Origin of the sequence: Feifania hominis, assembly GCF_014384765.1 — a bacterium.
Lineage (GTDB): Bacteria > Bacillota > Clostridia > Oscillospirales > Feifaniaceae > Feifania > Feifania hominis.
Map to the genome: position 1 here is coordinate 322,444 of NZ_JACRSP010000001.1, position 13,649 is coordinate 336,092.

Here is a 13,649-nt window from a genome sequence, read left to right on the forward strand (position 1 = left end):
GGCCACATTCCGATAAAAAAGGAGAAAGTCGAGATGAACCCTAAACTGAAAGCCTCGACAATTGGAGAGGAGTTTGTGATCAAAGCCGCGCAGGAGCAGCGAACCGCCCGGCTTGTGCAGATCATGCCCGTGATTGTGCTGGCGGCGCTGGTGCTGTTTTTTTCCGTCGCCTGTCCGGGCAGCTTTCTGACACTCTACAATCTGCGCACCATTCTCAACCAGCTGTCGGGCACTCTGATTATTGCCGTCGGCATCACATTCGTAATTCTGACGGGCTCTGTCGATTTGTCGGTAGACGGCGTTGTGGGGCTTGCGGGCTCGCTGCTGTCCGTCATCGTGCTCAACAGTAAAAACGCAAACAACCTTGGCTTCTGGGGCGTGCTGATCGCGGTCGCCGTCGGCGTTGCCTGCGGTTTCGCGTCGGGACTTCTGCATGTGAAACTCAAAATCAGCTCGTTTATGGTGACCTATGCGATGTCGGCGGTGGCCAAGGGGCTTGCCATCATGTCATACGGCGGTCTCTTTGCCTCCATTCACGATCCCGTTCTGCTGTCGATTCCGTCGCTGTCGCTGCTCGGTATTCCGCTGATCACCTGGATTGCGTTCGCGGTATTTGCCGTGGCGCTGGTCATTCAGCGCCGAACGCCGTTTGGACGTCACATGTACGCGGTGGGGACCAATGAGGCCATCCCGCGCATGACGGGAGTCAATGTCAACAGCGTAAAAATAAGGGTCTTCATGTGGGCGGGCGGCTGTATGGCCATTGCCGGTGTGCTGGCGGCGCTGCGGCTCGGCAGCGGCCTTGTCGACATCGGACTCGACCAGTTCTTTCCCGCTCAGGCGGCTGTGGTGATTGGCGGCACGTCGCTGTCCGGCGGGCGCGGGGGCGTTGTCAACACCCTCGTCGGGTCGCTGGTCGTAACGGTGCTCAATGTCGGGCTGCTGCTCATGGGAGTCAACACCTACATCCGCACCGGCATCCAGGGCCTGATCATCGTGGCGGCCGTGGCGCTGACTGTTATGAAAAACGGCCGCGCCATCTGCAAGTGAGGAGGGGTGAGATGAAAAGCGGCGACATTCTTTTGCAGGTACGGCAAATCAGTAAGAATTTCAGCGGCAACCCCGCTCTCAAGAGTGTGAATATGACTGTGCACAGCGGCGAGATCATCGGCCTTGTCGGAGAGAACGGGGCAGGTAAGAGTACGCTTTTGAAGATTCTCATGGGCGTGCAGCCGCCCAGCAGCGGCGAGATGATACTCGCGGGGGCGCCCTATGCGCCGAGAAATCCGCGCGAGGCGAATGAGCGCGGCGTCGGTATGGTGTTTCAGGAACAGTCTCTGATCACCAATCTGACCGTGGGTCAGAACATGTTCTTCGGCGACGAAAAGATGTTCTCGACTCTCGGCATGATCAACTACAGAAAAATGTATGAGCAGGCGGCGAAATCCCTCGCGGAGGTCGGGCTCGACTCGGTGCGCCCGGAGAAGTATGTGCGCGAGCTCAACTTTGCCACCCGCCAGATGGTTGAGATCGCCAAAGTCATCAACAAGGCAAACTCCGCAAACGTCGAGCATGCGCTGATTCTGCTCGACGAGCCCACATCCGTTCTCAATGAGCAGGAGGTGGAGCTGCTCTACAGCCAGGTGAGAAACCTCGCGTCACGGGGACACTCGGTCATCTTTGTCTCCCACCGGCTCGACGAGGTGCTCACGCTCACCGATCGCATCTATGTCTTTCGCGACGCGGAGAACGCGGGTGAGTTTGTCACCGCCGAGTGCCGGGAGGAGATGCTCTACGAGGCCATGGTGGGGCGGGCCACCACCAGCGAGTACTACGATCTCGAGCACCAGCGCGCGCCCGAGGACGATGTGGTGCTCGAGGCGGAGAATCTGCACCTGTTCGGGGTATTCAAGGATGTCTCCTTTCAGCTTCACAGGGGGGAGATACTGGGCATCTGCGGCGTGGTCGGCTCCGGTAAGGAGGAGCTCTGCTCCGTTCTCTGCGGCGACGAGTGCGCGACCGACGGGCGCATGAGCGTCAAGGGGAGAGTGGTTCGCTACCGTCAACCCGCCTCGGCGCTCTCGGACGGCATCACCATGATTCCCCAGGAGCGAAACGCCGAGGGGGTCTTCGGCATGCTCGACATCACGGATAACATCGCCGCCTCCAGCCTTGAAAAACGGGCGCGGGCAGGTTTTCTCTCGGGGAAGAAGCTCGTGGCGCTCGCAAGGGAATGGATCGAGCGGCTTCGCATCCGCACACCGGGGCCCAAAACGCCGGTGAGCAGCCTATCGGGTGGAAACGCCCAAAAAGTGGTCTTCGCCAAGATGCTCTCGAGCGACAGTGACGTGGTCCTGCTCAACCACCCGACCCGCGGGGTCGACGTCGGCGCAAAAGTGGAGATCTACGGCATCATCCGCGAGATGGCGCAGCGCGGGTGCTCGGTGATTCTGCTCGGCGACACGCTCGACGAGTGCATCGGGTTGAGCAACCGCGTTCTGGTGATGAAAGACGGGCTGATCACCGGGGAATTCGACGCCCCGGCCGAACACAAGCCCGAGCATCTGGATATCATCCAGTGCATGATGTGATGGGAGGCGACAACATGAACACAACAAAGGAAAAGACGCCGGCTGCCGAAAAGCAGGGCGGAAAGCGGACCCTCCAGTCGCTCAGAGCTCTCGCGGGGACCTACGCGAGCGTGTTTGCGCTGATCGCCATTGTCGTGGTCTTTCTGATCATCAATCCGAGTTTTCTCAACCGGTTCAATACGAAGAATCTTCTGACCAATATGGCGCCGCTTCTTGTCATGGCCTGCGGCGCGACCTATGTGCGGCTGCTCGGCTCGCTCGATCTGTCAATGGGCGCGGTCTGCTCCTGCGCAAACGTCATGCTCATCCGGCTCTTCCCGAGCCTTGGGGCGGGGGCCTATGTGGTGGCGATTCTCTTCGGCATGCTGACGGGCGTGATTCTCGGACTCATCCACACGAAGCTGAAAATCCCGTCGTTCATCGCCTCGCTCGGCATGATGAACGTCTACAACAGCGTGGCTCTGCTCATCACGCCGATGCCCATGACCATCCCCGCGGAGTACCGCAGCCTGATCAACTGGGGCAAGACCTCATTTGGCGTGATCAACATGATGACCATCGTCTCGGTGCTCATCATGGTCATCGCGTACTTTGTGCAGAAGAAGAGCGTGCTCGGCAAGAGCCTGAGCCTCATCGGAGCCAATGAGCGCGCGGCGCGCATCTCGGGCATCCGGGTGGACCGCACCAAGATTTTTGCCTTTACGGTCTGCGGCGCGGGCAGTGCGCTCGCAGGAGTGCTGCTTGCGATCAAGCTGCAGAGCTCAGCCCCCACGGTGGGTTCGCCCTTTACGCTTCTGGCGGTGGCGGCGGTGCTGCTCGGCGGCACATCCATGACGGGAGGCAAGGGCAGCGTGCTGATGACGCTGACCGGCGTCATGATGGTGACGGTGATTGAGAACGGGATGACCATCATCGGCGTCGACGCCTTTTGGAGCCAGATTGTCTTCGGCGGGCTTATCATTGTCGCCATGGCGCTGACAAGCGACCGCTCCACAAAGAATTTGATGGTGAAATAGGAGGAAACAGATATGAAAATAACTCTGCTCGTGGAAAACCACAGTCTCTTCAACAAGTTTTACAACGCGGAACACGGTTTCTCCGCCTGGGTCGAGGACGAGGACAAGAAGATCCTCTATGACACGGCCTACTCGGATAAATTCATCCACAACGCCGAGGCGATGGGCATCGACCTGCGCACGGCGGACTATGTGATCATCTCGCACAACCACTACGATCACAGCGGGGGGCTGAAATACCTCATTCAGTACTATGAAAAAAACGCCATGTACCGCAAGCCTGTTCTGCTGATGAGCGACCCCGAGATCATGACGCCGCGCTACCAGTTCACCTGGAACTGTTCGCTCGGCATGGACGTAAGCATGGAAGTGCTGCACAAGTTCTTTGATGTGCAGTTTGTGCCGGGGCCGCTGTGGCTGACCAAAAACCTCTGCTACATGGGCAAGTGTGAGATCACAAACGACTTTGAGCGCGAAGTGCCCCAGAGCCCGAAGATTCTGCGCGACGGCAAGTGGTGCGACGACTTTGTCGACGAGGACACCCAGCTCTGCTACCGCCATGCGGACGGCAAAAATTGCAGCGTGCTCGCCGCTTGCGCGCACTACGGCATCGCCAACATCATGGAGTACGCCAAAAAGCTCACGGGTGCGAGCCATGTTCACACCTATCTCGGCGGGTCGCATCTGCGCTCGGATGAGGTGACGCAGCACCAGATGGACAAAACCTGCGAGTATGTGAGAAACGAGAAAATCGACCGCTTTTATATCTGTCACGACACGGATCTGCCCTGTGTGCTGCAGCTTGCCAACGCCTGCCCGGCGATGGAGGCGGGCGTGGGCCTCGTCGTGGAATGCGAATAGGGGGAACTTGATATGTTTGAAGATGTAGTCGTCGTCTCGGCCGCGAGAACGGCCGTGGGGAGCTTTGGCGGCTCCCTGCGGGAGCTTGAGACGACAAAGCTCGCCGAAATTGTCATCCGCGAGGCGATTGCGCGCGCGGGCATTCCGGCCGGGCAGGTGGAGGAGACCGTGCTCGGCTGCGTGGGGCAGTATGGTCTCAACGGCTTTCTCGCGCGCATCGCCTCGCTGAATGCCGGCTGCGCCGAAACGAGCACGGCCCAGACTGTCAATCGCCTGTGCGCCTCGGGACTTCAGGCCATTGTGACGGCTGCGACGGCCATTGACCACGGCGATCTGTCGGTGGCCGTCGCGGGCGGCGCCGAGAGCATGAGCAATTTTCCGTTTTGCTCCTACAAGACGCGCTTCGGCGCCCGAATGGGCGACACGGTACTCAAGGATGCGCTGACAACTGCGCTTGCCGAGCCTTTCACCGGCACGCACATTGCCATCACGGCGGAGAACATTGCCGTCAAGTACGGGCTGACCAGACAGGAGCTCGACGAGTATGCTCTCATGAGTCAGCAGCGCGCTGCCGCCGCTATCAAGGCGGGGTACTTTACAGAGGAGATTGTCCCTGTGGAGATTGACACAAAGAAGGGCAGCGTGATCTTTGACACCGACGAGCACCCCCGTGAGACGTCGCTTGAAAAGCTGGCCGCACTTCGACCGCTGTTTAAAAAGGACGGCGTCGTCACGGCGGGCAACGCCTCCGGCGTGAACGATGCGGCGGCGGCCGTTGTGCTCATGAGCGCAAAGACTGCCGCGGCAAGCGGATGCAGCCCCCTGGCGCGGGTCGTCGACTACGCGCTGGCGGGCGTAGACCCGAACTACATGGGCATGGGGCCGGTCGGCGCGACCGAAAAGCTGCTTGAGAAAACCGGTCTCAAAAGAGAGGAAATCGGTCTCTATGAGCTCAACGAGGCCTTTGCCGCGCAGGCGCTCGTCTGCATTCGCGAGCTCGGGCTCGACATGGAGAGAGTCAACGTCAACGGAAGCGGCATTTCGCTCGGCCACCCCATCGGGGCGACGGGCGCGATCATCTCGATCAAACTCATCAACGAGATGAAACGCCGGGATGTGCGCTACGGCATCGCGACGCTCTGCATCGGCGGCGGGCAGGGGCTCTCGGTTCTCTACGAGAACCTCTGAGGGGGCGGCACCATGAGAGAAACAAGCCGCAGCCTCAGCGAGCTGCTTCGCAGCGTGCCCGACTATGACAGCGCGCGTGTCCGGCAGGAGTGCGCGCAGGCAGTCGACAGTGACCGCCACAAGCTCATCGTACTCGACGACGACCCGACCGGAACGCAGACGGTCCACGACGTATACGTCTACACCGACTGGCAGCCGGAGACCGTCGCCGAGGCCTTTGACGATGGAAATAAGGTCTCTTTTTTCCTCACCAACAGCCGGGGCGTCACGGCGGAGGAGTCGCGGCGCATGCACCTTGACATCGGCAGGGCGGTCGCCGCGGCTGCCGGTGAGAGAGGTGTTCCCTATGCCATCATCAGCCGCTCAGACTCCACACTGCGCGGCCACTATCCCCTGGAGACTGCTGTACTGCGCCAAACGATGGCGCAGTACAGCGGAATCGAGGCAAACGGGGAGATCATCGTCCCGTTCTTCCGCGAGGGAGGACGCTACACCGCGGACGATGTGCACTACGTCGCCTCGGGCGACACGCTCGTGCCCGCCGGACAGACCGAGTTTGCAGGCGATCGTACCTTTGGGTATCGCAGCTCCGATCTGCGCGAGTGGGTCGAGGAGAAGACCGGCGGCGAGTATCCCGCCGCGGGCGTTTTAAGCGTCACGCTCGATGAGCTGCGCCGGTGCGACTACGGGGCAATTGAGCAGAAGCTGCGCGCACTCAAGGGCTTTTCCAAGCTCATAGTAAACGCCCTGTCGGATGACGACATTCGCGTCTTTGTCACGGCTCTCTGCCGCGTCATGGGCGAGGGCAGGCATTTTCTCTTCCGTTCAGCGGCAACTCTTGTCAAAGTGATGGGAGGCATCAGCGACAAACCGCCGCTGACGCGCGCGGAACTCTGCAACACCAAAAACCGAAACGGCGGAATCGTCGTCATCGGCTCCCACGTCAACCGCACGACGCAGCAGCTGGCAGCTCTGCGGGAGGCAGAGGGACTTCACTTCATCGAGTTCAATCAGCACCTGGCGCTCGACGACGCTGCCTTTGAGCAGGAGCTTTCGCGCGTGGTGAACGAGGCGCAGCAGTCGATCGGGCAGGGGCAGAGCACCGTTGTCTACACCCGCCGCGAGCGCTTTGACCGAAACACCGGAAACCCCGAGGATGAGCTGCGGCTGGCTGTGAAAATCTCGGACGCCGTGACCTCGATTGTCGCGCGGCTCACTGTGCGGCCGAACTTTGTCATCGCCAAGGGGGGCATCACCTCGAGCGACATCGGCACGAGGGCGCTTAGGTGCCGCCGGGCGCGGGTCATGGGCCAGATTTTGCCCGGCGTACCTGTCTGGGAGACCGGCGACGAGAGCAAGTTTCCCCATATGCCCTATGTGATTTTCCCGGGCAATGTGGGCGGGACCGATGCGCTGCGCGAGGCGGTGTACAAGATGGACCCGAATGGAGAAGAGGAGGGATGACAGTGAAAAACACGGACAGATGCGCTGTTGTCACCGGCGGCGCGCGGGGAATCGGCGAGGCCATCGTCGAGCGGCTGCACCGCGACGGCTTTGGCGGGATCGCCGTTGTTGATATGGATATTGCCGCCGCGCGGCGCACGGCTGAGCGCTTTGGCGGCGGGGATTGTGCGGTGCGGGCCTATGCCTGCAACGTGGCTGATCGCGACCAGGTGGACGAGGTCTTTGCGGCAATCGAGCGGGAGCTTGGGCCGGTCAGCGTGCTCGTCAACAATGCGGGAATTACCCGCGACGGCATGTTTCACAAAATGGATAACGCGCAGTGGGACAGCGTCATGGCGGTCAACCTTGACGGAGTCTGCAACACCTGCCGGGCGGTGATCGCCGGTATGAGAGCGCGCGGGTACGGCAAGATCGTCAATCTCGCCTCGGTGTCGGCTTTCGGCAATGTCGGCCAGACGAACTACGGGGCCTCAAAGGCAGCGGTGATCGGCTTTACCAAGTGTCTCGCGCGCGAGAGCGCCGCGAAGAACATCACGGTAAACGCCGTGGCGCCGAGCTACGTCGACACCGAAATGCTGCGCGCCGTGCCGGAGCAGACCATGCAGCGCTTTCTCGATGCAATCCCGGCTCACCGGCTCGCACAGCCCTCGGAGATCGCGGCGGTGGTCTCCTTTCTCTGCGGGGATGATTCGAGCTTCGTCAACGGCGAGTGCATCGTCGTCTCGGGCGGCTCGTACACATAGGGGATGCTCTGCCCGCTCTCGGATCTTCTGCGCTCGGCCGCCGGTGATGGCACTGCTGTGGCGCAGTTCAACGTGTGGAACTGCGAGATGCTCTTTGGGGTGATGGATGCGATCGAAAGGGAGAAGACCGGCGCCGTGCTCGCCACCGGCTCGGCCTTTCTCCCGCCGGAGGAGATTCGGCTCTTCGCGCCCATGATGCTGCGCGCCGCCGCGGGCAGCGGGCAAAAAATCGCAGTTCACTTCGACCACGCAAGAACCATGCAGGAGCTGGAGCTCGCAGGGGAGCTCGGCTTCACTTCCTTTATGATCGACGGCTCGGCGCTGCCGCTCGAGGAAAACATTGCGCTGACCTGCGAGGCGAAACGGCGGCTTGCGGGCAGCGGCATCTCCCTCGAGGGGGAGCTCGGCTATCTCGGGGAGGAGACGTCGGACGGCGCTCCGATCTGTCGGAGCACCGACGCTGTGACCGCGCTCGACTACGTCAGCCGGACGGGTGTCGACGCGCTCGCAGTGGCCATCGGCAACGCGCACGGCGTGTACCGCACGCAGCCGAAGCTGGATTTCACCGCCCTTGCCGCCGTCTCGTCCGCGGTGCCCACGCCTCTGGTGCTGCACGGAGGCTCGGGAATCGGCGACGGGGACATCCGGCGGTGTGTCGCCGGAGGGATTCGCAAACTCAACATTCACACCGAGCTCTGTCAGGCGGCGATGCGTGCTGTCGCGGCGGGCGTGGGGGAGAAATATTCGGCTCTCTCGCGCGGTATCCGCCGAGAAATTGCCCGCTGCGCCGCGCAGAAACTGCGGCTTCTGGCCGGACGCCCCGCTCCTGGCGCCTGAGCCCCCATCGAGCGGACCCGCCGCCGGGGAACAGCGGCGGGTCCCGAAAGAGCGAAAAAAGTACAGCTTTCGGCTGTACTTTTTTTGCGCGGTTGGATATAATCTTATTTGACTGAATCGAGACCCAAAGGAGTAGGACATGCTGTTTTCCAGTTCCGTTTTTCTGTTTGTGTTTTTGCCGGTGGTACTCGCCGTATACTATGGGCCGCTGCGCTTTTGGCGCGGGGCGCAGAATGTCTGGCTTCTTGTCGCAAGCCTGTTTTTCTATGCCTGGGGCGAGCCGTGGTTTGTGCTGGTGATGATCGGTTCCATTCTGGTGAACTGGACGTTTGCGCTGCTTGTCGACCGGCTGCGTGAGCGCCGCGCAGCGGCGCGGGCAGTGCTTACGGTGATGCTCGTGTGCAACCTCAGCGTACTCTTTGTCTTCAAGTACCTGATGTTCACGCTGTCGGCCGTCAACCGGCTCTTCGGCGCGTCGCTTGCGGTACCGACCATTCTGCTGCCCATCGGCATCTCCTTTTTCACTTTTCAGGCCGTATCCTATGTGATTGACGTCTACCGCGGTGACGGTGCGGTACAGAAGAACCCGCTCAACGTGGGGCTCTATATCGCCTTTTTCCCCCAGCTGATCGCGGGGCCGATTGTGCGCTACGAGACCGTGGCCGAGCAGATCAAAAACCGCCGTGAGACCTTTTCGGACTTCTCAGCGGGCGTCTGCCGCTTTATCGTGGGCCTCTCAAAGAAAGTGCTGCTCTCGAACAACCTCGCCCTGTGCGCCGACGCCGCCTTTGCCGCGGGGTCGGGCGAGCTCTCAACGGCCATGGCGTGGCTCGGTGCGGCGGCGTACACGCTTCAAATCTACTTTGACTTTTCGGGCTACTCCGATATGGCCATCGGCCTCGGAAAGATGTTCGGCTTTCACTTTCTGGAGAATTTCGACTATCCCTACATCTCAAAGTCGGTCTCGGAGTTCTGGCGGCGCTGGCACATTTCGCTTGGGACCTACTTTCGCGACTACGTCTATTTTCCGCTCGGCGGCAGCCGAGTCAAGAGCCGCGGGCGGCTGGTGTTCAACCTCTTTGTGGTGTGGTCGCTGACGGGGCTGTGGCACGGCGCGGCCTGGACCTTTGTGCTGTGGGGGCTCTACTACTTCGCGCTGATCACGCTCGAAAAGCTCACGGGGCTTGACAGGCTGCTCGCGAAAAGCCGTGTGCTCGGCCATGTGAGCACGCTTCTTGCGGTTGTCTTCGGCTGGGTTCTCTTCCGCGCGCCGGGTGTGCGCGCGGCGGGGGAGTATGTGCTTGCAATGCTCGGTCTTGCGGGCGGACCTGCTGTCGACGCCACAGCCATTCTCTGGCTCTCGGAGAGCGCGTGGTGTCTCGTTTTAGGCATACTGCTCTCAGCTCCGCTCGCGCGGTGGCTCTCCGAGAGGACGGCGCGCAGCAGACTCGCGGCGATCGGGTACCCGATCGCCATGACCGCGATGTTTCTCATCGCGGTCAGTTACCTCGTCAAGGGCGTCTACAACCCCTTTATCTACTTTAATTTTTAGGAGGACGCCATGAAGAATCTCAGACAGAAAATCACGGCGCTGCTCTTTCTGGGTCTGATCGCCGCCATGTTCGTGCTGCTGCTGAGCCGCTTCGACGATCTCAAATGGGCCGCCACGCAGGGATACCGACAAAAGCTGCCCGAGAATCCCACTATGGCAGACACCATGGGCGCGATCATCGACAGCGTAGGCCAGCAGGTTGACAGCTCAAACCCGATGCGAAACGCCTTTATTGAAATCAACGGCTACTGGCAGCGGCTCATGGGAAAGCGAGTCATCGAGGATGCGAATCCCCAGCTTCGCGTGGTACGGCTCGACGACGGTCGGCTGGTGTTTACCGTCGGGCAAACCGAGACCGACTGGAAAGCGGAAAACCTCGCCGCGCTGTCGGACTGGTGCGCCGATAGAGACACCCCGCTTCTCTATGTGCAGGCGCCTTTTAAAATCGACCCACAGGATCCGCAGCTGCCGACGGGCATAGAAGATTACACCAACGAAAACGCAGACAACCTGCTCGCGGGGCTGCGGGAGCGCGGCGTCGCGACACTCGATCTGCGCGCCGAGATCAAACGGGACGGCCTCGACCACGCCGACCTGTTCTACCGGACGGATTCCCACTGGACAACCGAAGCTGCATTCTGGGCCTATCAAACTCTCTGTGAAAAGCTCTCGACCGACTACGGCTTTGTCATCGATGAGCAGGTGACCCGGCGTGAGAATTTCGCTCTGACGACCTATGAGGGCATTTTCCTCGGCAGTCAGGGTAAGCGCGTGGGGTCGCTCTACGCCGGGGTGGATGACGTGGATGTGCTGTTGCCGGAGTTTGAGACTGAAATTCGCTATACGGTGCCCGTTCACGGCTTTGAAAAGCAGGGCCCCTTTGCCGAATCGGTGATGGATTACAACCACGTCAACACCGTCGATCTCTATGAGATGAGCCCCTACTACGTCTACTCGGGCGGTGACTACCCGCTGAGCAGCTTTCAGAATCTCAAGCTGCCCGAGGGCAAGCGAATTCTTCTCGTGCGGGATTCTTACTCCTGTGCGGTGGCGCCCTTTTTGTCGCTCGCGGTGGGTGAGGTCATCACCTTTGATCTGCGCTACAACGACGAGAAGCTCACCGACTGCATTGAGCGCACTGACCCCGATCTGGTGCTGGTGCTCTACAATCCCGGCGTCCTGCGCGACGATGTGATGTTCCACTATGGCCTTGACTGAGAGAACCGCCCCCGTGGGGGCGGTTCTCTTCTTGACAACTATTACGGTTAATGATATATTATTACGGTAAACGATATAGGGGGTGAGAGTGTGCACGACCACTTGAAAGGCGGGGCGCTTACCGAGACCACATTTTTCATCCTGCTTGCAGCCTGGGAGCCGAATCACGGCTACGGCATGATGCGGTTTGTGGAGCGGGCGACAGGCGGGCGGCTGCACCTTGGCGCGGGCACGCTCTACGGCGCGATCGATACGCTTGTCAGAAAGGGGTGGCTTGCGCCCTGCGGGGAGACAGGCCGCCGCAGGACCTATCGAATCACCGAAGCCGGCCGCGAAGCGGCGCGCGCTGAGCTTGCACGTCTTCGGAAACTGGTACAGACGGCGCGCGGTATTATGGAGGGGGAGACACTGCTATGAAAAAAGTCTATCGTTTTTTCGGCGGATTTCTGGAGAGCCAGCAGCGGTGGCTTAACCGCATGGCGGACAGAGGTTGGCGGCTCACGGGTGTGACGAGACTGAGCTTCACCTTTGAGCCCTGTCAGGCGGGGGAGTACCGCTATGCCGTTGAATTTGTGGGTGAGAAGTCAAATGCCGACCGACTCGCATACCGGCAGTTTCTCGAGGAGTTCGGCTACCGCTGCTTTGACAAGTCCATCAATCTCAATTACTCGGTGGGAAAAGTGCGTGTGCGGCCCTGGGCGAAAGGCGCCGGTAAAGTTGCGACATCGCCGGGCGCTTTCAACCGCGAGATTCTCATTGTGGAGAAGAGAGCCGACGGCGAGCCCTTTGCGCTGCACACCACAAACGCCGATCGAGCGGCCTACTACCGCCGGCTGCGAAACATGCACATGACCTGCGCGCTTGCCTTTGCCGCTGCGGCCGCATTTACCGGCTGGTACGTACGCATCGACGAGAGCCCTGTCTGGGGAGTCTATGTGTTTGCGGCGCTCGCCGTGCTCTTCGGCATTCCCGTGCTGCCCTATGCGGCAAAGACATACAGGTATTCCCGGGAGAGCGTTGAGGAATAAAGTTGATGCAAAAGAGGCCGCGTACGGTGTGTACGCGGCTTCTTGACTACAGAGGGCGCAGGGTGAGCAGCTTTTCAAAGAGCACGCCCTCGCGCGGCGGTGTGTCCGCCTGCGCCGTCAAACGGATGGCGCGGTGGACGTAGCCTGTCGCGAGGTCGAGCGCCGCCTGAAAGCCGGAGCCTGTTACAAGGGCGCCGGTCAAAAGCGCGGTGAACAGATCGCCCGTACCGGGGTAATGAGCGGGGAGCTGTTCGCAGGAGCTCTCAAAGAATGTCTGGCTGAATTGGTCAAGGCCGAGATTCGTAAGCTGTCCCTCATGGAGACAGAGTCCCGTGATGACCGCCTTTGTAGGGCCCAAGGCGCAGAGCTCAAGCAGCATTTCCTCGGCGTCTCGGCGGGTGAGAGGCGCTTGCGGATAGGGGCGCTCGAGCAGCAGGCAGGCCTCTGTGAGATTGGGAGTGATGACATCGGCGCGCATGACGAGACGCCGCATCCCCGCGCACATGGCGCCGGTATAGGTGCGGTAGGGCTTGCCGCCGTCGCCCATCACCGGATCGACCAGTCTGAGAGTGCCCGCCGGTGCCGCCGCGAGCATCTGTTCGACCATGCCGATCTGGCGTTCAGAGCCCAGAAACCCGCTGTAGAGACAGTCGAAGTGCAGTCCCTCACGCTGCCAGTGGGCATAAAAGGGCTCGATGTGGTCGGTGAGATCGACAAAGTCAACCTCGCCGAAACCGCCGGTGTGTGTGCTGAGCAGCGCCGTTGTCAGCGGGCAGACCTGCACGCCCATTGCCGAGAGAACCGGCAGAATGACCGACAGTGAACAGCGCCCGACGCCCGACAGATCGTGAATGGCCGCAACACGCGGCACAGGACGGATCTCGTTCATGGTATGCCTCCCCGCATCGAAGACGATGCCTGAATTCCATATAATGACTGCTTTGCGGCTTATTATACCATAATCGCGAAGCGATTATGGTATAATGCGGCCATGTTTTTCGGTTGCCCCGCAAGGGGCGAGAAAAACGGCCTGAATTTAATATAATAGCCGTTTTGCGGCTATTATACCACATGCCGGTTTCCCTGACAATTTGGCGAGAATTGACAGCTTTTTTGCCGGATGTTATAATAACGTTTATGTGGTAAACTCC

The 13,649-nt window shown here is 60.4% G+C and carries 13 protein-coding genes; 12 read left to right on the top strand and 1 reads right to left on the bottom strand.

What is annotated here, in order from left to right:
• Positions 1–33: 33 nt before the first annotated feature.
• The 12 genes from H8695_RS01535 to H8695_RS01590 all read left to right on the top strand — a co-directional run bounded on the left by H8695_RS01535 (position 34) and on the right by H8695_RS01590 (position 12,498).
• Positions 34–1,050: an ABC transporter permease gene (locus tag H8695_RS01535; RefSeq protein WP_249299075.1), complete on the top strand. Its 1,017-nt coding sequence runs from the start codon at positions 34–36 to the stop codon at positions 1,048–1,050.
• 11 nt (positions 1,051–1,061) lie between these two features.
• A complete protein-coding gene (locus tag H8695_RS01540) occupies positions 1,062–2,591 on the top strand; it encodes a sugar ABC transporter ATP-binding protein (protein ID WP_249299077.1) in 1,530 nt (509 codons plus the stop codon).
• Positions 2,592–2,605: 14 nt separating this feature from the next.
• On the top strand, positions 2,606–3,607 hold the full coding sequence (locus H8695_RS01545; RefSeq protein ID WP_249299079.1) for an ABC transporter permease: 1,002 nt from the start codon (positions 2,606–2,608) through the stop codon (positions 3,605–3,607).
• A gap of 12 nt (positions 3,608–3,619) precedes the next feature.
• Positions 3,620–4,468, top strand: coding sequence for an MBL fold metallo-hydrolase (locus tag H8695_RS01550; protein WP_249299080.1), 849 nt, complete (start codon positions 3,620–3,622; stop codon positions 4,466–4,468).
• Between the two features lie 12 nt (positions 4,469–4,480).
• Entirely contained in the window at positions 4,481–5,656 is a 1,176-nt protein-coding gene (locus tag H8695_RS01555) for a thiolase family protein (RefSeq protein ID WP_249299082.1), read from the top strand.
• Between the two features lie 12 nt (positions 5,657–5,668).
• Positions 5,669–7,120, top strand: a complete 1,452-nt coding sequence (locus H8695_RS01560; RefSeq protein WP_249299084.1) for a four-carbon acid sugar kinase family protein — start codon at positions 5,669–5,671, stop codon at positions 7,118–7,120.
• A 2-nt stretch (positions 7,121–7,122) separates the two neighbouring features.
• On the top strand, positions 7,123–7,863 hold the full coding sequence (fabG, locus tag H8695_RS01565; protein ID WP_430413280.1) for a 3-oxoacyl-ACP reductase FabG: 741 nt from the start codon (positions 7,123–7,125) through the stop codon (positions 7,861–7,863).
• Between the two features lie 3 nt (positions 7,864–7,866).
• Positions 7,867–8,700 (top strand): class II fructose-bisphosphate aldolase, encoded by an 834-nt coding sequence (locus H8695_RS01570; RefSeq protein ID WP_249299088.1) that lies wholly within the window; start codon positions 7,867–7,869, stop codon positions 8,698–8,700.
• 139 nt (positions 8,701–8,839) lie between these two features.
• A complete protein-coding gene (locus H8695_RS01575) occupies positions 8,840–10,252 on the top strand; it encodes an MBOAT family O-acyltransferase (RefSeq protein ID WP_249299090.1) in 1,413 nt (470 codons plus the stop codon).
• Positions 10,253–10,261: 9 nt separating this feature from the next.
• Positions 10,262–11,470, top strand: coding sequence for a DHHW family protein (locus tag H8695_RS01580; protein ID WP_249299091.1), 1,209 nt, complete (start codon positions 10,262–10,264; stop codon positions 11,468–11,470).
• Between the two features lie 90 nt (positions 11,471–11,560).
• Entirely contained in the window at positions 11,561–11,887 is a 327-nt protein-coding gene (locus H8695_RS01585) for a helix-turn-helix transcriptional regulator (RefSeq protein ID WP_249299092.1), read from the top strand.
• Positions 11,884–12,498, top strand: coding sequence for a DUF2812 domain-containing protein (locus tag H8695_RS01590; RefSeq protein ID WP_249299093.1), 615 nt, complete (start codon positions 11,884–11,886; stop codon positions 12,496–12,498). The genes H8695_RS01585 and H8695_RS01590 overlap by 4 nt, the downstream gene beginning before the upstream one ends.
• A gap of 46 nt (positions 12,499–12,544) precedes the next feature.
• Here H8695_RS01590 and H8695_RS01595 read toward each other — a convergent pair whose 3' ends face one another.
• Positions 12,545–13,387, bottom strand: a complete 843-nt coding sequence (locus H8695_RS01595) for a pyridoxamine kinase (RefSeq protein ID WP_249299094.1) — start codon at positions 13,385–13,387, stop codon at positions 12,545–12,547.
• Positions 13,388–13,649 lie beyond the last annotated feature (262 nt).